This is a genomic window from Mycolicibacterium novocastrense, from assembly GCF_001499835.1.
GTDB classification, from domain to species: Bacteria; Actinomycetota; Actinomycetes; order Mycobacteriales; family Mycobacteriaceae; genus Mycobacterium; species Mycobacterium novocastrense.
In genome coordinates this window covers 1-20105 of sequence record NZ_LQIH01000065.1, presented here as the reverse complement: position 1 = coordinate 20105, position 20105 = coordinate 1, and the positions used below count along the sequence as shown (strand labels likewise).

Annotated in this window: 20 protein-coding genes; 13 read left to right on the top strand and 7 right to left on the bottom strand. The window is 67.7% G+C overall.

What is annotated here, in order from left to right; translation table 11 throughout:
- Positions 1-10: 10 nt before the first annotated feature.
- From AU072_RS25535 to AU072_RS25515, 5 genes are read left to right on the top strand one after another with little or no spacing between them, the layout of a single operon-like run.
- Positions 11-598 (top strand): Rv2134c family protein, encoded by a 588-nt coding sequence (locus tag AU072_RS25535; protein WP_064350016.1) that lies wholly within the window; start codon positions 11-13, stop codon positions 596-598.
- Positions 582-1415 carry an Rv2133c family protein gene (locus AU072_RS25530; protein WP_064416346.1) on the top strand — a complete coding sequence of 278 codons (834 nt, stop codon included), beginning with the start codon at positions 582-584 and terminating at the stop codon, positions 1413-1415. Before AU072_RS25535 ends, AU072_RS25530 begins: the two co-directional genes overlap by 17 nt.
- Positions 1416-1419: 4 nt before the next feature.
- Positions 1420-2199 (top strand): 3'(2'),5'-bisphosphate nucleotidase CysQ, encoded by a 780-nt coding sequence (locus tag AU072_RS25525; protein WP_064416345.1) that lies wholly within the window; start codon positions 1420-1422, stop codon positions 2197-2199.
- A gap of 57 nt (positions 2200-2256) precedes the next feature.
- Positions 2257-3495, top strand: coding sequence for a cysteine--1-D-myo-inosityl 2-amino-2-deoxy-alpha-D-glucopyranoside ligase (gene mshC / locus AU072_RS25520; RefSeq protein WP_064416344.1), 1239 nt, complete (start codon positions 2257-2259; stop codon positions 3493-3495).
- 34 nt (positions 3496-3529) lie between these two features.
- On the top strand, positions 3530-4408 hold the full coding sequence (locus AU072_RS25515; RefSeq protein WP_064416343.1) for an SDR family oxidoreductase: 879 nt from the start codon (positions 3530-3532) through the stop codon (positions 4406-4408).
- A 3-nt stretch (positions 4409-4411) separates the two neighbouring features.
- Here AU072_RS25515 and AU072_RS25510 read toward each other — a convergent pair whose 3' ends face one another.
- The gene (locus AU072_RS25510; protein WP_064416342.1) at positions 4412-5302 is read right to left on the bottom strand and encodes a PAC2 family protein; all 891 of its coding nucleotides are present in this window, start codon (positions 5300-5302) and stop codon (positions 4412-4414) included.
- A gap of 393 nt (positions 5303-5695) precedes the next feature.
- Here AU072_RS25510 and metH point away from each other — a divergent pair, with 393 nt between their 5' ends.
- The 8 genes from metH (at position 5696) to AU072_RS25470 (ending at position 16373) form a co-directional block, all read left to right on the top strand.
- Positions 5696-9445 carry a methionine synthase gene (gene metH / locus AU072_RS25505; protein ID WP_064416341.1) on the top strand — a complete coding sequence of 1250 codons (3750 nt, stop codon included), beginning with the start codon at positions 5696-5698 and terminating at the stop codon, positions 9443-9445.
- Positions 9446-9457: 12 nt separating this feature from the next.
- Positions 9458-10141, top strand: a complete 684-nt coding sequence (locus AU072_RS25500) for an HAD family hydrolase (RefSeq protein ID WP_064416477.1) — start codon at positions 9458-9460, stop codon at positions 10139-10141.
- Between the two features lie 57 nt (positions 10142-10198).
- Positions 10199-11656, top strand: coding sequence for a sugar porter family MFS transporter (locus tag AU072_RS25495; protein ID WP_064416340.1), 1458 nt, complete (start codon positions 10199-10201; stop codon positions 11654-11656).
- The gene (locus AU072_RS25490) at positions 11653-13188 is read left to right on the top strand and encodes an FAD-binding protein (RefSeq protein ID WP_064416476.1); all 1536 of its coding nucleotides are present in this window, start codon (positions 11653-11655) and stop codon (positions 13186-13188) included. Before AU072_RS25495 ends, AU072_RS25490 begins: the two co-directional genes overlap by 4 nt.
- Positions 13189-13228: 40 nt before the next feature.
- Complete coding sequence (locus tag AU072_RS25485; RefSeq protein ID WP_064416339.1) at positions 13229-13510, top strand: phosphoribosyl-ATP diphosphatase; 282 nt, start codon at positions 13229-13231, stop codon at positions 13508-13510.
- A 65-nt stretch (positions 13511-13575) separates the two neighbouring features.
- Complete coding sequence (gene hisG / locus AU072_RS25480) at positions 13576-14427, top strand: ATP phosphoribosyltransferase (RefSeq protein ID WP_064416338.1); 852 nt, start codon at positions 13576-13578, stop codon at positions 14425-14427.
- Positions 14428-14494: 67 nt separating this feature from the next.
- Positions 14495-14977, top strand: coding sequence for a DUF4126 family protein (locus tag AU072_RS25475; RefSeq protein ID WP_064416337.1), 483 nt, complete (start codon positions 14495-14497; stop codon positions 14975-14977).
- Between the two features lie 16 nt (positions 14978-14993).
- Complete coding sequence (locus AU072_RS25470; protein WP_064416336.1) at positions 14994-16373, top strand: FAD-containing oxidoreductase; 1380 nt, start codon at positions 14994-14996, stop codon at positions 16371-16373.
- Here AU072_RS25470 and AU072_RS25465 read toward each other — a convergent pair.
- The 6 genes from AU072_RS25465 to AU072_RS25440 all read right to left on the bottom strand — a co-directional run bounded on the left by AU072_RS25465 (position 16339) and on the right by AU072_RS25440 (position 20008).
- Entirely contained in the window at positions 16339-16971 is a 633-nt protein-coding gene (locus AU072_RS25465; protein WP_064416335.1) for a flavodoxin family protein, read from the bottom strand. The genes AU072_RS25470 and AU072_RS25465 overlap by 35 nt on opposite strands.
- A gap of 1 nt (position 16972) precedes the next feature.
- Positions 16973-17473 carry an SRPBCC family protein gene (locus AU072_RS25460; RefSeq protein WP_064416334.1) on the bottom strand — a complete coding sequence of 167 codons (501 nt, stop codon included), beginning with the start codon at positions 17471-17473 and terminating at the stop codon, positions 16973-16975.
- Positions 17466-17786 carry an ArsR/SmtB family transcription factor gene (locus AU072_RS25455; RefSeq protein WP_064404218.1) on the bottom strand — a complete coding sequence of 107 codons (321 nt, stop codon included), beginning with the start codon at positions 17784-17786 and terminating at the stop codon, positions 17466-17468. Before AU072_RS25455 ends, AU072_RS25460 begins: the two co-directional genes overlap by 8 nt.
- A gap of 46 nt (positions 17787-17832) precedes the next feature.
- Positions 17833-18117, bottom strand: coding sequence for a YiaA/YiaB family inner membrane protein (locus AU072_RS25450; protein ID WP_064416333.1), 285 nt, complete (start codon positions 18115-18117; stop codon positions 17833-17835).
- Positions 18118-18255: 138 nt separating this feature from the next.
- Positions 18256-19053 (bottom strand): thioesterase family protein, encoded by a 798-nt coding sequence (locus AU072_RS25445; protein ID WP_064416332.1) that lies wholly within the window; start codon positions 19051-19053, stop codon positions 18256-18258.
- 67 nt (positions 19054-19120) lie between these two features.
- Positions 19121-20008, bottom strand: a complete 888-nt coding sequence (locus AU072_RS25440) for a RecB family exonuclease (protein ID WP_064416331.1) — start codon at positions 20006-20008, stop codon at positions 19121-19123.
- Between the last annotated feature and the right edge of the window lie 97 nt (positions 20009-20105).

The window sequence follows — 20105 nt, the reverse complement described above, 5'->3', positions numbered from 1 at the left end:
GGAAAGTGCCATGGCCCGCGCAATCCACGTCTTCCGCACACCCGACCGATTCGTGGCCGGGACCGTCGGCCAACCCGGCAACCGCACGTTCTACCTGCAGGCCGTCCACGACAAGCGCGTCGTATCGGTGGTTCTGGAGAAGCAGCAGGTCGCCGTGCTCGCCGAACGCATTGCCGCGCTGCTGCTGGAGATCAATCGCCGGTTCGGAACGCCGATCCCGCCCGACACCGGTGAGGTCGAGGATCTCAGCCCGCTGATCACCCCGGTCGACGCCGAGTTCCGGGTGGGCACGATGGGGTTGGGCTGGGACTCCGAAGCCCAGACGGTCGTCGTCGAACTGCTGGCGGTGTCGGAGACCGAATTCGACGCGTCGGTGGTGCTCGACGACGCCGAGGAAGGCCCCGATGCGGTACGCGTGTTCCTCACACCGGAATCCGCTCGCGAGTTCGCGACGCGCTCCAACCGGGTCATCTCGGCAGGCCGCCCGCCCTGTCCTCTGTGCGACGAACCGCTGGACCCCGAAGGTCACATCTGCGTGCGCACCAACGGCTATCGGCGCGGCGCCTTCGCCGAGTCCGACGATGACATCGACATCTGACGGCGGGGCCGACGCGGTCCGCGAAGAGGTGCTGCGGTGCGGTGAACTGACCGTCATCGGGCGTATCCGATCGGCCAGCAACGCAACCTTCCTGTGCGAGGCGAATCTCGGCACACAGCAAGTGCATTGCGTCTACAAGCCGGTCGCGGGCGAGGCGCCGCTGTGGGACTTCCCCGACGGCACGCTGGCCGGCCGTGAGCGCGGGGCCTACCTGGTGTCGGCCGCGTTGGGCTGGAATGTGGTGCCCTACACCATCATTCGCGAGGGACCCGCCGGTGAGGGCATGGTGCAACTGTGGGTGGACCAGCCGGGCGACGAGGTCGACGACGAACGACCCGCGGGCCCGGATCTGGTGGATCTGCTTCCGGCGGGCCGCATTCCGCCGGGCTTTCTACCGATCCTTCAGGCCTACGACTATGCGGGTGACGAGGTCACCCTGGTGCACGCCGACGACGATCGGTTGCGCCGGATGGCGGTGTTCGACGTGCTGGTCAACAACGCCGACCGCAAGGGCGGGCACATCCTGTCGGGCGTCGACGGCCGGGTGTACGGCGTCGACCACGGGGTGACCCTGCACACCGAGGACAAGCTGCGCACCGTGCTGTGGGGTTGGGCCGGTAAACCCGTCGACGACCAGACGCTGGAATCGGTGGCGGCGCTGCGCGATCAGCTGCAAAACGGGTTGGCCGACGAACTGCGCACCCTCATCACCGGCCGCGAGATCGCCGCGTTGCTCTCCAGAACCGTTGCGCTGCTGACCGATCCGGTGATGCCCTCACCCGATCGTCGCCGCCCGATCCCGTGGCCGGCGTTCTGAAGCGATGACCCAGACTGATGCGGCGTTGGCCGCCGAGGTGGCCGCCGAGGCGGGCGAGATGCTGCTGAAGGTCCGCGAAGAAGTGGGTTTCTACGACCCGTACGGCCTCGGCGACACCGGCGACAAGCTGGCCAACCGGCTGATCCTCGATCGGCTGCGCGCCGCGCGGCCCGAGGACAAGGTGCTCTCCGAAGAGGCGGTCGACGATCTGTCGCGCGTCGAGGCGGACCGGGTGTGGATCGTCGACCCGGTCGACGGCACCCACGAGTACTCCATGCCGCGACGCACGGACTGGGCGGTGCACATCGCGCTGTGGCGACGCGACGGCGGCCCGAACGGGCGCATCACCGACGCCGCCGTCGCGCTGCCGGCCCGCAACGAGGTCTACCGCACCGACACCGTCACCCCACCGCCACCGCGCGCCGACGGCCCCATCCTGATCACGGCGAGTGCCAACCGGCCGCCGCCGGTGCTGTGGTGGCTGCGCGATCGGTTGGACATCCAGCTGGTGCGGATCGGGTCCGCGGGCGCCAAGGCGATGGCGGTGGTGCGCGGTGACGTAGACGCCTATCTGCACGCCGGAGGCCAGTGGGAGTGGGATTCGGCGGCGCCGGCCGGAGTGGTGCAGGCCGCGGGCCTGCACGCATCGCGCATCGACGGCTCGGAGCTGGTTTACAACCGGCGCGACCCCTACCTGCCCGACCTGCTGATGTGCCGATCGGAGCTGGCCGAGGTGCTGCTCAAGGAGATCCTGTCGGCGTATCGGAGCCGCTGGAGGGACTGAGCGGGAATGAAACGGCCGCCCGCGATGTCGGTGAGATCGATGCCTAGAGTCGAGACCATGAATTCGTGGCCGGCCCCCGTCGTCCCGGCGCTGCCGGGCCGGGGACCGCAGCTGCGTCTCTATGACAGCGCCGACCGACAGGTCCGTCCCGTCAGCGCGGGCGAAACGGCCACGATGTACGTCTGCGGCATCACGCCCTACGACGCGACCCACCTCGGCCACGCCGCCACCTACCTCGCGTTCGACCTCGTGCACCGCATCTGGCTGGACGCTGGGCATCGCGTCCACTACGTGCAGAACATCACCGACGTCGACGACCCGCTGTTCGAACGCGCGGAGCGCGACGGAATCGACTGGCGCGATCTCGCGGACCGCGAGACCCGGCTGTTCTGCGAGGACATGGCCGCGCTGCGGGTGCTGCCGCCGCACGACTACGTCGCCGCCACCGAAACCATCGCCGAGGTCATCGAGGTGGTGGAAAAGCTGCTGGCGTCGGGTGCCGCGTACGTCGTCGACGACACCGAGTATCCCGACGTGTACTTCCGCGCCGACGCCACCGCGCAGTTCGGCTACGAGTCCGGCTACGACCGCGACACCATGGCTCGGCTGTTCGCCGAACGCGGCGGGGACCCGGAGCGGCCGGGTAAGGGCGATGAACTCGACGCGCTGCTGTGGCGGGCGGAACGGCCGGGGGAGCCGAGTTGGCCGTCGCCGTTCGGCCCGGGACGACCCGGATGGCACGTCGAATGTGCGGCCATCGCCCTGAGCCGCATCGGCACCGACCTCGACATCCAGGGCGGCGGCAGCGACCTGATCTTCCCGCACCACGAGTTCTCCGCCGCACACGCCGAATCCGTCACCGGCGAGCGCAGATTCGCGCGCCACTACGTGCACGCCGGCATGATCGGCTGGGACGGCCACAAGATGAGCAAGAGCCGCGGGAACCTGGTGCTGGTCTCGCAGCTGCGCTCTCAAGGCGTCGACCCCGCGGCGATCCGACTCGGCCTGTTCGCCGGTCACTACCGCGCCGACCGGTACTGGAGTGACGCCGTGCTCGCCGAGGCGGTCGAGCGGCTGGCTCGGTGGCGTACGGCGGTGGCGCTGCCCGGTGCGCCGGATGCGACCGACGTCGTGGAACGGGTTCGCCGGTACCTCGCCGACGATCTCGACACCCCCAAAGCGCTTGCCGCGCTGGATGGTTGGACAACCGACGCGCTGACCTACGGCGGACACGACCCCGAGGCGGGGCACACGGTGGCGGCCGCCGTCGACGCTTTGCTGGGCATTCGGCTGTAGATCGGCCCGACCCGCGCGCGGTACGTTGTCGCCCATGGCTTCTCTGAACGGCAAAGTCGTCCTGATCACCGGCGGGGCGAACGGTATCGGCGAAGAGGTGGCGCGCCGCCTGCACGACAAGGGCGCGAAGTTGGTGCTGACCGACCTGGACGGGGACCGGCTCGAGCAGGTGGCCGCGCGGTTGGGCAACGAGGGCGTGGTCACAGCGGTCGCCGACGTGCGGGATCTGGCCGCGATGGAATCGGCCGTCGCCAAGGGTGTCGAGCGGTTCGGCGGCATCGACGTAGTGATGGCCAACGCGGGCATCGCGACCTACGGCTCGGTGCTGCAGGTCGACCCGGAGGCGTTCCAGACGCTGATGGACGTCAACGTCGTCGGCGTGTTCCACACCGTGCGTGCCGCGCTGCCGTCGGTGATCGAGCGTCGTGGCTACGTCCTGATCGTGGCCTCGGCGGCCGCCTACGCGGCATCGGCAGGCATGGCACCGTACGACGCCTCCAAGGCGGCGGTCGAGCATTTCGCCAACGCGCTGCGCTTGGAGGTGGCCCACCACGGCGTCGACGTCGGATCCGCGCACATGCTCTGGATCGACACCCCGCTGGTGCAGGAGAGCCGGTCCGACCTGCCGAGCGCTCGCGCCATGCTCGACACCCTGCCCGGTCCGCTGGGCAAGACCACGTCGGTGCGCGAGTGCGGTGAGCAGTTCGTCAAGGGCATCGAACAGCGCAAACGCCAGATCAACTGTCCCCGCTTCGTCGGGCTGATGCGCTGGCTCAAGCCAGTCCTGGCGTCGCGGCTGGGGGAGCGGGCCTCACTCAAGTCGGTACCGGACCTGCTGCCGAAGATGGACGCCGAGGTCGCCGCGCTGGGCCGTTCGATGAGCGCACGCACCGAAGCGCTGGAAAAGCGCTGAGCCCTAACCCCTGAAGCCGGGGCCGCGGCGGCGCAGGTAGCGCTCGAACTCGGCGGCCAGCGCGTCGCCGTCGATCTTTCCGAGCGCCTCGGTCATGTCGACCTCGGCATCGCCGCGTTCCTCCAGCGACTGCACGTACTCGGCGATCTCGTCGTCCTCGGCGGTCATCTCCGAAACCGCCTGCTCCCACTCCTCGGCGGCGGTCGGCAGGTCGGCCAGCGGCACCTCGATGTCGAGCACATCCTCGACGCGACGCAGCAGGGCGACCGTCGCCTTCGGGCTCGGCGGCTGGGAAACGTAATGGGGCACCGCGGCCCAGAACGTCACCGCCGGAATCCCGGCCTGCACGCACGCGTCCTGGAACACGCCGGCGATGCCGGTCGGGCCTTCGTACCGCGTCTCCTCCAACCCGAACACCGCTGCGGAATCCGACGAGTAGGCCGCACCCGACACCGGTACCGGCCGCGTGTGGGGCGTATCGGCCAGAAGGGCGCCGAGGATGACGACGGTCTGCACGTTGAGCTTGTCGGCGATGGCCAACAACTCCGAACAGAACGTGCGCCAGCGCATGTTGGGCTCAACGCCGTGCATCAGCACGATGTTACGGTCGGAACCGGGCGGACGGCAGTGCGAGATCCGCATCGACGGCCACACCAGTTCCCGCGTGACCCCGTCGACCTGCCTGATCACCGGCCGGTTCACCTGGTAGTCGTAGTAAGCCTCGTCATCGATCTCGACGATCGTCTCGGCTTCCCAGATCGCGTCGAGGTGCTCCACCGCATCGCTGGCCGCATCGCCGGCGTCGTTCCAGCCTTCGAACGCCGCGACGACGATCGTGTCGTTGAGTTCGGGCAGGTCGGGCGGTCTCAAACCGCTCGCATCCGACAAGGTCACAACGCCAGCGTAAGCCCTTATGAGCGGGTAGGAGCGCCATCGCCACACGTGCTGACTTGATTCGCCGACTACCCTGGATTCGTGGCTGATGGAAAGGATCGCGCCGACACGACCGATTTGCTCGACATCCTGGTGATCGGTGGCGGCGCGAGGTGTACCCGGCTTCCCGCCGAGACGAAATACGCTCGGCGGCAATCTGGTTGACCAAGGTGTCGACGACAGTGCCGACAAGATCCGCCGACTCGATCGCCACGTCGAGGCGGGCGTCCGAAAATCCTTTGGATGACAACGTAGACTTTCCCTGTCGAGAGGCGTTGCAACGGATTCCGGTCTTCACCGTTATCCGCCACGCTCGGCAGACTCAAGGACGCCTTCCTCAGGGAAGGAGCTCGCATGACCGCCGTTGAGTCGAACACTCTCACGCCGAACATCCGGCCCGACTGCACCGACGAACTGACGGCGACCCTGGGCCAGCGGATCATGGTGATCGACGGCGCGATGGGCACGGCGATCCAGCGCGACCGGCCGGACGAGGCCGGGTACCGCGGCGAGCGATTCAAGGACTGGCCCAGCGACGTCCAGGGCAACAACGACCTGCTCAACCTGACGCAGCCGCAGATCATCGAGGCCATCCACCGCGAATACCTCGACGCCGGCGCCGACATCATCGAGACCAACACGTTCAACGCGAACGCGGTCTCGCTGTCGGACTACGGGATGGAGGAGTTCAGCTACGAGCTGAACCACGCCGGTGCCGCCCTGGCGCGGAAAGCCTGCGACGAGGTCGGCACCCCGGACAGGCCCCGCTACGTTGCCGGAGCGCTGGGGCCCACCACGCGCACCGCGTCGATCTCGCCGGACGTCAACGATCCCGGCGCCCGCAACGTCACCTACGACCAGCTGGTGGCCGCCTACCTCGAAGCCGCCAACGGCCTGGTCGACGGCGGCGCCGACATCATCCTCGTCGAGACGATCTTCGACACGCTGAACGCCAAGGCCGCCGTGTTCGCGCTCGAGACGCTGTTCGAGCAGCGTGGGCGACGCTGGCCCGTGGTCATCTCGGGCACCATCACCGACGCTTCCGGGCGGACGCTGTCCGGGCAGGTCACCGAGGCGTTCTGGAACTCAGTCCGGCACGCCAAGCCGCTCGCGATCGGCCTCAACTGCGCCCTGGGCGCACCCGAGATGAGGCCCTACATCGCCGAGGTGTCGCGAATCGCCGACACGTTCGTCTCCTGCTACCCGAACGCCGGGTTGCCCAACGCCTTCGCCGAGTACGACGAGACCCCCGAGCGTCAGGCCGGCTACGTCGCCGACTTCGCCGAGGCCGGATTCGTCAACATGGTCGGCGGGTGCTGCGGAACGACACCGGCGCACATCGCCAAGATCGCCGAGGCCGTCGAGGGCAAGCCACCGCGCCACGTGCCCGAGATCCCGGTGGCCACCCGGCTCTCAGGTCTGGAACCGCTCAACATCGACGACGACACCCTGTTCGTCAACATCGGTGAGCGGACCAACATCACCGGCTCGGCCCGGTTCCGCAACCTGATCAAGGCCGAGGATTACGACACCGCGCTCTCGGTGGCCCTGCAGCAGGTCGAGGTCGGCGCGCAGGTCATCGACATCAACATGGACGAGGGCATGATCGACGGCGTCGCCGCGATGGACCGGTTCACCAGGCTGATCGCGTCCGAGCCCGACATCAGCCGCGTGCCGGTGATGATCGACTCGTCCAAATGGGAGGTCATCGAGGCCGGCCTGAAGAACGTGCAGGGCAAGCCGATCGTCAACTCGATCTCCCTGAAGGAGGGCGAGGAGAAGTTCATCCGCGAGGCACGGTTGTGCCGCAAGTACGGCGCCGCCGTCGTCGTGATGGCCTTCGACGAGCAGGGGCAGGCCGACAATCTGGAGCGCCGCAAAGAGATCTGCGGTCGCGCCTACCGGATCCTGACCGAAGAGGTCGGTTTCCCCGCCGAGGACATCATCTTCGACCCGAACTGCTTCGCGCTGGCCACCGGCATCGAGGAGCACGCGACCTACGGGATCGACTTCATCGAGGCGTGCGCGTGGATCAAGGAGAACCTGCCGGGGGTGCACCTCTCCGGCGGCATCTCGAACGTGTCGTTCTCGTTCCGCGGCAACAACCCGGTCCGCGAGGCCATCCACGCGGTGTTCCTCTTCCACGCCATCAAGGCCGGTCTGGACATGGGCATCGTCAACGCCGGTGCGCTGGTGCCCTACGACTCGATCGACCCCGAACTGCGCGAGCGCATCGAAGACGTCGTGCTCAACCGTCGGCCCGACGCGGCCGAGCGCCTGCTGGAGATCGCCGAACGGTTCAACAGCACCGAGAAATCGGAGGATCCGTCCGCCGCGGAGTGGCGCTCCCTACCGGTCCGCGAGCGCATCACGCACGCCCTGGTCAAGGGCATCGACGCCCACGTCGAGGAGGACACCGAGGAACTGCGCGCTGAGATCGCGGACGCCGGAGGGCGCCCGATCGAGGTGATTGAGGGCCCGCTGATGGACGGTATGAACGTCGTCGGCGACCTGTTCGGATCGGGCAAGATGTTCCTGCCCCAGGTCGTGAAGTCGGCCCGGGTGATGAAGAAGGCGGTCGCCTACCTGCTGCCGTTCATCGAGGCGGAGAAGGAAGAGGCCGGTACCACCGGAACCAAAGACACCAACGGCACCATCGTCATGGCGACCGTCAAGGGCGACGTTCACGACATCGGCAAGAACATCGTCGGAGTTGTGCTGCAGTGCAACAACTTCGAAGTGATCGACCTCGGGGTGATGGTGCCCGCGCAGAAGATCCTGGACGCGGCCGAGGAACACGACGCCGACATCATCGGGCTGTCGGGGCTGATCACCCCGTCGCTGGACGAGATGGCCAACTTCGCCGTCGAGATGGAACGTGCCGGCCTGGAGATCCCGCTGCTCATCGGCGGTGCGACCACGTCGCGCGCCCACACCGCGGTGAAGATCTCGCCGCGCCGCAGCGGCCCGGTGGTCTGGGTCAAGGACGCGTCCCGCTCGGTCCCGGTGGCCGCCGCGCTACTCGACGACAAACAGCGGCCGGGCCTGCTGGAGGCCACCGAGAAGGACTACGCGTCGCTGCGGGAACGGCACGCCCAGAAGAACGACCGGCCGATGCTGACCTTGGAGAAGGCGCGCGCGAACCGGACGCCGATCGACTGGGACGGTTACACCCCGCCGGTGCCCGCTCAGGGTCTCGGCGTGCGTGAGTTCCTCGACTACGACCTCGCCGAGCTGCGCGAATACATCGACTGGCAGCCGTTCTTCAACGCCTGGGAGATGAAGGGGCGCTTCCCCGACATCCTCAACAACCCGGCCACGGGTGAGGCCGCCCGCAAGCTGTACGACGACGCCCAGGAGATGCTCGACACCCTGATCAAGGAGAAGTGGCTGACCGCCAACGGCGTCATCGGTTTCTTCCCGGCCAACGCCGTCGGTGACGACATCGAGGTCTACACCGACGACACCCGCACCGAGGTTTTGACCACGCTGTACAACCTGCGCCAGCAGGGCGAGCACCGCGAGGGCATCCCGAACCGCTCGCAGGGTGATTTCATCGCCCCCAAGGAAACGGGCCTGTCGGATTACGTCGGCGCGTTCGCCGTCACCGCCGGGCTGGGCAGCCAGGAAAAGATCATGGAGTTCAAGGCCGCCCTGGACGACTACAGCGCGATCCTGTTGGAGTCGGTGGCCGACCGGCTCGCCGAGGCGTTCGCCGAACGGATGCACGAGCGGGTCCGCAAGGAGTTCTGGGGCTACCAGCCCGCCGAGCAGCTCAGCAACGACGAGCTGATCGCCGAGAAGTACGTCGGGATCCGGCCCGCGCCCGGCTATCCGTCCTGCCCGGAGCACACCGAGAAGGCCACGCTGTTCAACCTGCTGGACGTGACCAGGCGGACCGGCATCGAGTTGACCGATTCGATGGCGATGTGGCCGGGTGCCGCGGTCAGCGGCTGGTACTTCTCGCACCCGCAGTCGCAGTACTTCGTGGTCGGCCGGTTGGCCCAGGACCAGGTGGCCGACTACGCCAAGCGCAAGGGTTGGACGCTGAAGGAAGCCGAGCGCTGGCTCGCGCCCAATCTCGGCTACAACCCGGAGGACTGAATGGGGGAGGCGCTGTGCGCGGTCCTCTTCGACATGGACGGCACCCTTGTCGATTCCGAGAAACTGTGGGACGTCTCGCTGGCGGCGCTGTACACCGAACTCGGCGGCGAACTGAGCCCGCAGGTGCGCGAAGCGCTGGTCGGCGGCTCGGCCGAAGACACCATCAGGACCGTGTACACCGATCTCGGTCTCGAGCAGGATCCGCGCGCCATGGCCGAATCGAGCCGATGGTTGCACGATTACACCGCCGAGTTGTTCGAGAACGGGCTGCCGTGGTGTGACGGTGCTCAAGAATTGCTCGAAGAGCTTGCCGCGGAAGACGTTCCGATGGCTCTGGTCACCAACACGCTGCGTACGTTGACCGATAAGGCGTTGAACAGCATTGGTGCGCATTACTTTTCGGCGACGGTCTGCGCTGACGAGGTGGCTCGCGGCAAACCCGCGCCCGACGTGTACGAGCGCGCGGCGGCGCTGCTGGGCTTCGATCCGATCGCGTGTCTGGCGGTCGAAGACTCCGTTACCGGCTCGGCGGCCGCCGAGCGTGCCGGATGCCCGGTGCTGGTGGTACCCAACGACGTAGCGGTACCCGCCCGGCCACGCCGACGCCAGGTTTCCTCACTCGCCGGGCTGGGCGCGCAGGACCTTCGCCGGGTCCATTCCGAACTGGTGACGAGGCCAGGAGAACGCACCGCCTGACCACTGGTCTGTGATTGAATGTGACGTCCATCACGCGATGCTGTGGAAAGGTCTCACATGACTCACGGACCCGCTGGTGACTCCTCGACAGGTGTGGATTACGAGGACTCCGAACACAGCGGTCGCGTCGTCCTCATCGCATCCGTGGCCGCGCTCGGCGGCCTGCTGTTCGGCTACGACAGCGCGGTCATCAACGGCGCGGTCGCGGCGGTCGAGGACCACTTCCAGACCACCAAGGCGGTGACGGGCGTCGCTGTTGCGGCGGCCCTGATCGGTGCCGCGATGGGTGCGGTGGTCGCCGGCCGGCTGGCCGACAAGATCGGCCGGCTGTCGGTGATGAAGATCGCCGCGCTGCTGTTCTTCATCAGCGCCTTCGGCACCGGCCTGGCGACCAACGTCTGGATGTTCGGGCTCTTCCGTGTCGTGGGCGGTATCGGTGTCGGCGTGGCCTCGGTGATCGCACCGGCCTACATCGCCGAAACCTCACCACCGCGGATCCGGGGCAGGTTGGGCTCCCTGCAACAGCTGGCCATCGTCACCGGCATCTTCGTCTCGCTGGCAATCGATGCGCTGCTGGCCCACCTCGCCGGCGGGTCGCGCGAGGAACTCTGGCTGGGGCTGCCCGCCTGGCGCTGGATGTTTCTCGTGATGGCGGTGCCCGCCGTGGTCTACGGCGTGCTGGCGTTCACGATTCCCGAATCGCCGCGTTATCTCGTTGCCACATATCGTATTCCGGAGGCCCGGCGAGTCCTGTCGAGGCTGCTGGGGGAGAAGAACCTCGAGCTGACGATCACCCGCATCAAGGATTCGCTGAAGTCGGAGACACCGCCGTCGTGGCGCGATCTGCGCAAGCCGACCGGAGGGCTTTATGCCATCGTCTGGGTCGGTGTGCTGCTGTCGGTGTTCCAGCAGTTCGTCGGCATCAACGTGATCTTCTACTACTCGAACGTGCTGTGGGAGGCCGTCGGCTTCGGGGAGGGCCAGGCGTTCCTGATCACCGTGATCACCTCGGTCACCAACATCGTCACCACGCTGATCGCCATCGCGCTGATCGACAAGGTCGGACGCAAGCCGTTGCTGTTGGTCGGGTCGACGGGCATGGCCATCACGCTCGGCACGATGGCGATCCTCTTCGGCACGGCGCCGGTGGTCGACGGCCAGCCGAGCCTGGATGGAATCGCCGGCCCGATAGCGCTGGTGGCCGCGAACCTCTTCGTGGTGTCGTTCGGCATGTCGTGGGGTCCGGTGGTCTGGGTGCTGCTCGGTGAAATGTTCCCGAACCGCATCCGCGGCGCCGCGCTGGGCCTGGCCGCCGCAGCGCAGTGGATCGCCAACTGCGCGATCACGGCGTCGTTCCCCGCACTCGGTGACTTCTCGCTCGGCGTCGCCTACGGTTTCTACGCCATCTGCGCGGTGCTGTCGTTCCTGTTCGTGTGGAAGTACGTCGAAGAAACCAAGGGCAAGCACCTCGAAGACATGGGCAACGAGGCCGCACCGCAGCAGGAGAGCGTCTGACCGGGATCGAGGAGTCGGTCGACGTACTCGTCGCCGGCTCCGCAGGGGCGCTGGCCGGAGCCTATACCGCTGCGCGGGAGGGACTTTCGGTCACGATCGTGGAGGCCACCGACCGGTTCGGCGGTACGTTCGCCTACTCCGGGGGCGGGGGAATGTGGTATCCGTGCAACGCGGTGCTCGCCCGCGCCGGATGCGACGACACGATCGAGGAGGCGCTGCGCTATTACCGCGAGGTCGTCGGCGACCGCACACCCGCGGCTCTTCAGGAGACCTACGTCCGCGGCGGCGCGGCGCTGACCGACTACCTCGAACGCGACGAGCACTTCGCGTTCAAAATCCTGCCGTGGCCGGACTACTACAGTTCGGCGGCCGGGGCCCGCAACGACGGCATGCGACACATCGTCTCCAAGGCGGTACCCGACGAGCGTCTCGGTCGCTTCGCGGGTCTGGTCCGCGGGCCGCTGGACCATGAGCGCCTCGGCGCGCCGCAGCCCGATCTGCTCACCGGCGGGCGCGCGCTGGTCGGACGGTTCCTGTGGGCGATGGCGGACAACCCGGCAGTAACCGCCCATCTGTCCACCAGCCTCGTCGAATTGGTCGTCGAGGCCGGCCGCGTGGTCGGCGCGGTCGTCGACCACAACGGTGAGCGCCGCACGATCACGGCGCGGCGCGGGGTGCTGCTCGCCACGGGCGGATTCGAGCAGAACGCCGAGATGCGGGCCGAATTCGGCGTCGGAGGAAGCGCCCGCGACACCATGGGCGCCCCGGCCAACACGGGGTTGGCGCATCGGGCGGCGATCGCCGTCGGGGCCGGCGTGGACCTGATGGACCAGGCGTGGTGGGCCCCGGGGCTGATCCATCCGGACGGCCGGGCGGCGTTCGCGTTGTGCTTCACCGGCGGTATCTTCGTCGACCGGTTCGGCCGCCGCTTCGCCAACGAGTCGGCGGCCTACGACCGGCTGGGCCGCGCGATCCTTGCGGCGATGCGCGACGGTACGGTCGGGTCGCGGTACTGGATGGTCTACGACAGCCGAACCGGCGAGCAGCCGCCCGTGATGGCCACCAACGTGTCGTTCTCGCCGACCGATCAGTACCGGACCGAGGGACTGTGGGTGCAGGGCGACACGCTGGCCGCGCTTGCCGACCAGATCGATGTTCCGGCAAAGCAATTGGAGGACACCGTGCGCCGGTTCAACGAGTTCGTGGCGCGCGGTGTCGACGAGGACTTCGGTCGCGGCGGCGAAGCGTTCGACCGCGCCTTCACCGGTGGCGCGTCGCCGCTGGTGCCGATCGACACCCCGCCCTACCGCGCGGCGGCGTTCGGCGTCTCCGACCTCGGCACCAAGGGCGGGCTGCGCACCGATGTCGACGCCCGCGTCCTGGATACCTCCGAGCGGCCCATTCCGGGGCTGTACGCGGCAGGCAACACGATGGCGGCCGTGTCGGGAGAGACCTACCCCGGCGGCGGGAACCCGATCGGGGCGTCGCTGTTGTTCAGCCACCGCGCCGCGCTGCACATGGCGCGCACCTGAGGACGGTCGGACAAACCGGCGTGACCCGGCGGGTGCGAGCGTGACACAATCGCGTGCCGTGAAGACCTTCGACGCCCTGTTCGCTGAGCTCAGCGAACGCGCCCGGACCCGCCCCGCCGGTAGCGGCACCGTCGCCGCTCTGGACGGAGGCATCCACGGGATCGGCAAGAAGATCCTCGAGGAGGCCGGCGAGGTGTGGCTGGCGGCCGAACACGAAAGCGATGACGCCCTCGCCGAAGAGATCAGCCAGCTCCTGTACTGGACACAGGTGCTGATGCTCTCGCGCGGCCTCACCCTCGACGACGTTTACGGGAAGCTCTGATGTCTGCTCTTCGCGCAAGCGGCTCATCGCCGATGTCTGCTCTTCGCCCGAGCGGCTCATCGCCGATGTCTGCTCTTCGCGTCGCCGTCCCCAACAAAGGCACACTCTCCGAACCCGCGAGCGAGATCCTGTCCGAGGCCGGCTACCGGCGCCGCACGGACACGAAGGACCTGACAGTCGTCGACCCGGCCAACAATGTCGAGTTCTTCTTCCTGCGACCCAAGGACATTGCGATCTACGTCGGATCAGGGCAGCTGGATTTCGGGATCACCGGCCGCGATCTGGCCGCCGAATCGGATGCGCCGGTGCGGGAGCGGTTGGCGTTGGGCTTCGGCTCGTCGTCGTTCCGGTACGCCGGTCCGGCCGGACGCGATTGGCGGGTGGAGGATCTGGCGGGTAAGCGGATCGCGACCGCGTTTCCGAACCTGGTCCGAAAAGACCTAGCGGCCCATGGGATCGAGGCGACGGTGATCCGGCTCGACGGCGCGGTGGAGATCTCGGTGCAACTCGGCGTGGCCGACGCGATCGCCGACGTGGTGGGCTCCGGCCGCACGCTCGGGCTGCACAACCTCGTCGCATTCGGGGATTCCCTGTGTGACTCCGAGGCGGTGCTGATCGAGCGGGACGGCGCGCCCGACAGTCCCACCGGCGCGCAGTTGGTGGCCCGTGTGCAGGGTGTGGTTCGCGGCCAGCAGTACCTGATGCTCGATTACGACTGTCCGCGCAGCGTTCTGGACAGTGCGACCGCGGTGACCCCCGGACTGGAGTCGCCGACGATCGCCCCGCTCGCCGACCCGGCGTGGGTGGCGGTGCGCGCTTTGGTGCCGCGTCGCGACGTCAACAAGATCATGGATGAACTCGCCGCCATCGGCGCCAAGGCGATCCTGGCCTCCGACATCCGATTCTGTCGCCTGTGATTCGGCGCGACCCCGTCCAGCCTGCGTGTTAGCGTCCGGAGATCCATAACACCGGCCGGAGGTCGCCATGACGCAGGTCCTGATTCTGGTACTCGCTGTGTTGATCGGCGTCATCGCCGGCCTGCGCGCACTCACCGCACCCGCGGTGGTGTCCTGGGGCGCCCTGCTCGGGTGGATCGACGTGGACGGGAAATGGTCGGAGTGGATGGCTCATCCGATCACTGTCACCGTGCTGACCATCTTCCTGCTCGTCGAACTGGTCACCGATCAGCTGCCGAGCACACCCAGTCGTAGGACGGCGCCGCAGTTCATCACCCGGCTCATCACGGGTGCCTTCGCCGGTGCGGTGATCGGCAGTGCGTACTTCCACACCTTCAGTGCGCTCGGCGCGGGCGTCATCGGCGCGGTGCTCGGCACGATGGGCGGCGCGGCGGCACGTCAACGCTTCGCCGACCTGCGCAACGGTCAGGACCGCCCGGGCGCGATCCTCGAGGACGTCGTCGCGGTCGGCGGCGGCTTCCTGATCGCGTTCCTGGTCAGCCTGGTGTGAACAGATGCCGTTTGAAATGGCTGAAGTGACAGAACGATTCGACGCGATCATCGTCGGTGCCGGGCAGGCCGGACCACCACTGGCGGGCCGGCTCACCGAGGCGGGGCAGACGGTCGCGGTGATCGAACGCAAACTCGTCGGCGGAACGTGCGTGAACTATGGATGCATCCCGACCAAGACCCTGGTCGCCAGCGCGCACGCCGCGCAGCTGGCCCGCCGCGGCGCCGAATACGGCGTCAGCACAGGCGATATCCGCGTCGACATGGCGAAGGTCAAGGCACGCAAGGACAAGATCGTGCTCGGCGACCGCGACGGCGTCGAGTCCTGGCTCGACGGCATGGACGGATGCACGTTCATCCGCGGCCACGCCCGCTTCTCCGATCCGCACACGATCCACGTCGGCGACCGGGTGCTGTCTGCGGACAAGATCTTTCTCAACGTCGGAGGCCGCGCCGTCGCACCCGATATGCCCGGGCTCCCCGACATCGACTACCTGACCAACGTCGGAATTCTCGAACTCGACACGGTTCCCGAACATCTCGTCATCATCGGCGGTAGCTACATCGCGCTGGAGTTCGCGCAGATGTACCGGCGTTTCGGCGCCGGGATCACCGTCGTCGAGAAGGGACCACGGTTGACCTCGCGCGAGGACGAGGACGTCTCGGCCGCGGTCAAAGACATCCTGCAAGCCGAGGGCATCAACGTCGTCCTCGGTGCCGACGCGATCCGATTCACCAAGACCGACAGCGGCTTCGAGGTCATCCCGAGTGACGGTGCGGCACCCATCGCGGGAACCCATCTGCTCGTCGCGGTCGGCCGGACACCCAACACCGACGACCTGGGATTGGAGAATGCCGGGGTCGAAACCGACTCGCGCGGTTACATCGTGGTCGACGATCAGCTCCGCACCAACGTCGAACACATCTGGGCCATGGGTGACTGCAACGGCAAAGGCGCCTTCACGCACACGTCGTACAACGACTTCGAGATCGTCGCGGCGAACCTGCTCGACGACGACCCGCGCCGCGTCAGCGACCGCATCACCACATACGCGCTCTACATCGACCCGCCGCTGGGCCGCGCCGGTCTGACCGAGGCCCAGGTACGCGAGTCGGGTCGAAAGGCGTTGGTGGGCAAGCGCCCGATGACGCGGGTCGGCCGCGCGGTGGAAAAGGGCGAGACGCAGGGTTTCATGAAGGTGGTCGTCGACGCGGAGACCGAGCAGATCCTCGGCGCGGCGATCCTCGGCGTCGGCGGCGACGAAGTGATCCACTCGATTCTCGACATCATGACCGCGAAGAAGCCCTACACCGCGATCTCACGCACCATGCACATCCACCCGACGGTCAGCGAGTTGGTGCCTACGATGCTGCAGGAGATGACGCCGCTGCAGTGACCGACCGGCCGACGATGAACTGCCTTGTCACCAACGCGAATCGGTGACCGAGGTGACGGCAGGTGGCGACATCGGCGGGGTGGACCGCCTCGGGTTCGGCGTCGACGTCGGTCTGTGCGCCGGCGCCGAGGAAGAAGCCGAGCCGGTTGAGGTCGTTTTCGCTGGCCTTCGAATGGTTCCAGCCCGGAGGCAGGCCGAGGCTGACCCAGTGCATGTGATGCTGTGCGGCGAACACCGCCAGCGAGACAAGGGTGTTGAGCTTGTCACCACTCTTGCCGCCGGAATTGGTGAACCCGGCGGCGACCTTGTCCCGCCACGCGCCCGTGACACACCGCCGTCCGGTCTTCTCGGCGAAACCCTGGAACGCCGCGGAGACGTTGCCCATGTAGGTGGCGGTGCCGAACATGATGCCGTCGGCCGAGTCGAGGATGTCCCAGTCGCGGTCGGTCATGCGATCGACGGTGATGGGCGTGACGGCCGCACCGGCGTCGCGCGCGCCCCCGACCACGGCCTCGGCCAGCGTCGCGGTGTGGCCGAAACCCGACTGGTAGGCAACCGCCACCACGGGAGCGGCGATGTCAGATCCGTTGTGTGTCATCTCAGTTCGCTCCCGTCGGCGAGTTGTTGATCTCCGCGCGCCTGGTCAGCCAGTCCGGCAGCGGCTCGTGCTCCAGGTAGGCCTGCAGGCGGTCGAGATAGGCATGGGTGCCGCCGAGGAACCCGCCGGCATTGCGCACGCCGAGCCCGCGGTGGGTGAACCGCAACAAGGTGCCGGAGCCGTCGGGGGTCAGTTCGTAGCGCACCGTGCTGTCCTCGACGATCGGTTGGTGCCATTCGTGTTCCAGGACGTGCGGCGGATCCCACACGAGGATGCGTCCCGTCACGCGCATCCGGTCGGGCGGCAACGGCGGTCCGGTGGGCACCATTCCGATCGTGCCACCCTCACGCGGTTCGATCGTCGTCGCGCCCAGCCATTCTCGGCGTTCGGTGGGATCGACGATGGCCGACCACACCGCCTCGATGGGGAAGGGCAGCCGGCGCTCGAAGGTCAGGACGGCGCGGTCGCCGTCGACGGTCAATCGGCCGTTGCGGTCACTCATCGGAACTCCCGTGTTTGGCTTCCAGGTGGCGTTCGAGGGCGTCGAGGTGGTCGGTCCAGATACGCCGGTAGCGCGCGATCCAATCGTCGATCGCCATGAGGCCGTCGACGCGCAGCGCGTAGATGCGGCGCTGCGCGTCGGGCCGGACCTCCACCAGCCCGACCTCGCGAAGGACCCGCAGATGCCGCGACACCGTCGGTTGGGTCAGCTCCGGCAGGCTCGCGACCAGTTCGCCCGCCGTGCGTTCACCGTCGACGAGCTGGTCGAGCAGCGCGCGCCGGCTCGGTTCGGCGACCGCTTCGAAGACGTCCATGCGGCTAGTATTACAAAGCATCTATATAGATGCAAGCACATACAGCTCAGGTTGTGGTGAACGGATTATGTTCTGCGATGAGCTTCTCGATCCGTGCCTCATCGAGCCGCACCCGGATGGTGGCGGCTTCCTGTTGGTCGCGGATGACCTTGGCGAGGGTGAACGAACTGGTGACCAGGAAGAGGGCAGTCATACCGAGGAACAGTCGCTGCCACGGGTCGAGGGGCAGGAACAGGATCCCGCCGAGCAGTCCGAGCAGGCTGACGCCGAAAGCGATTGCGGCTTGCAGGAAGTACGCGGCGGTGGTCCGCGAGGTGTTTGGTGTGTCCATGCCGCCAGCCTGCAGGCGCGGCTGACGACGTGGGTAGGTAGAACTACCCGAGGTTTCCGCGCGCCGCTCGGATCAGGCGCAGCTGGCCGATCTCGGCCAACGCCCACACGAGGTCGAACTGCCACTGGAGATCGGTGGTCACGGGCGCCGTTGCACCAACAACGTCTGCGCCGAGGTGCCGATGAACCCCCGCCGGTCGAAGAGTTCGGCCGTGGTCACCCCGATACCGTCCGGGCCGATCGAGCCACGGGCGCGCACTGCGAAGTCGTCGCCGATCGGCAGGCGATGCAGATGCACCGCGGTGTCGGTGTTCATGAACAGGAAGGACTCCGGGTCCAGCGCCGCACCTGCGCCGTTGGCGCTGTCCACCACCATCGCAAGCCGCTGCAACGCCGTTGTCGGCTCCGAATCGACAAGTGAGACAAGCGGACTCATCCACACGACGTCTCCGGTCTCGCCGGTCTCGGCTTGCCGCCGCCAGCTCACCGTCTCCAGGTACCCTTTCGCGCCGACCCAAGCGTGCGGCACCTCCGCGGCGGGGCCCTCGACGAGCGGGGGATAGCGGTCGGTGGCCGCGTCGGCGGTGTCGCTGGTCGCCAACAGCCATGCCGTCACGCGGGCAACCGCGCGCCGTGTGCCGTCGGGCCGGGTCTGCAACATCTCGGCGGCCATCAGTGAGATTCGGGCGCCCGGACGTTCGACCCACGCCCGGACCCACACCTTCTCGACGGATATCGCGCCCAGGATGTCCAGGGTCAACCGACCAATGCGCAGTCCGGAATCGGCGGCCACTTCCTCGATGCGCCTGGTCATCAACGCCAACGGCGGTGAGCCGTGCTGAATGTCGGGATTCCAATTGCTGCGGGTGCCGTCGGTGGACTCGAAGATCTCGAACTCGTCGTCCGTGCCGATGCGCCGGTAGTGGCAGTCGATCATGCCTCGGCTCCCGCTCCCTCCGGTCCTCGCTGCGCTGCGATCCTTGCTCGCGGTCGCCTTCGGGCGATCACGCGGCGGGCTCCGCGGCGCGAAGCACGATGTCCTCGGCGGTCGGCGACCCCTCGTCGGGTGCCTCGGGCCAACCCGGATACGGCGGCGGGGTACCGCCGAACACGGGGCAGTGCGCGTGGTGGGCACACCAGTCGCACATCGCCGAGGGCTGCGGGCGGAAATCGCCTGTGGCCCCGGCGTTCTGAATGGCCCGCCAGATAGCGGTCAGGGTCTTCTCGAACCGCAGCAGCTCCTCGAGGTCCGGGGTGTAGTCGAGGATCTGACCGTCGGCCAGGTACAGCAGCCGCAGCCGCGCGGGCAGCACACCACGCGACCGCAGCAGCGCCACCGCGTAGAACTTCATCTGGAACATGGCCTTGAACTCGGCCAGCGCCCGCGCCTCCGGCGGCGCCTTGCCGGTCTTGTAGTCGACCACCCGCATCTCACCTGTCGGGGCGACGTCGATGCGATCGACGAAGCCGCGCAGCAGCGTCCCGTCCGCGAGCTCGACCTCGACGCGCTGCTCACAACTGTCCGGGTCGAAGCGGGTGGGATCCTCCAACCGGTAGTAGCCGGCCAGCAGCGCGCGCGCCTCCGTCAACAGCGCGGCCCGCACCTCGGGGGCGAATTCGTCGGCGATGCCGGGGTGCTCGGCGACGATGCGGTCCCAGGCCGGCTCCACGAGCGTCATCGCGGTCTCCGGACGGCGCTGAGCGGCCGGCAGCGCGTACAGCTGCTCGAGCGCCGCGTGCACCACCGAACCGCGCAGCTGGGCAACCGAGGACGGTTCGGGAAGCCGGTCGATCGCGCGGAAGCGGTACAGCAGCGGGCACTGCTTGAAGTCGGCGGCCCGCGAGGGAGACAGCGCCGGGCGTCGACGCTCCTGCTCACCCCGGTCGTTCATAGCGCCAGCCTAAGACCGGTGTCCGACATTTAGCCTCTGTGTGAGTTCACGGGCAGGTCCGAGGGTCCGACTGGGACACGTGGTGATCCCTGAGATT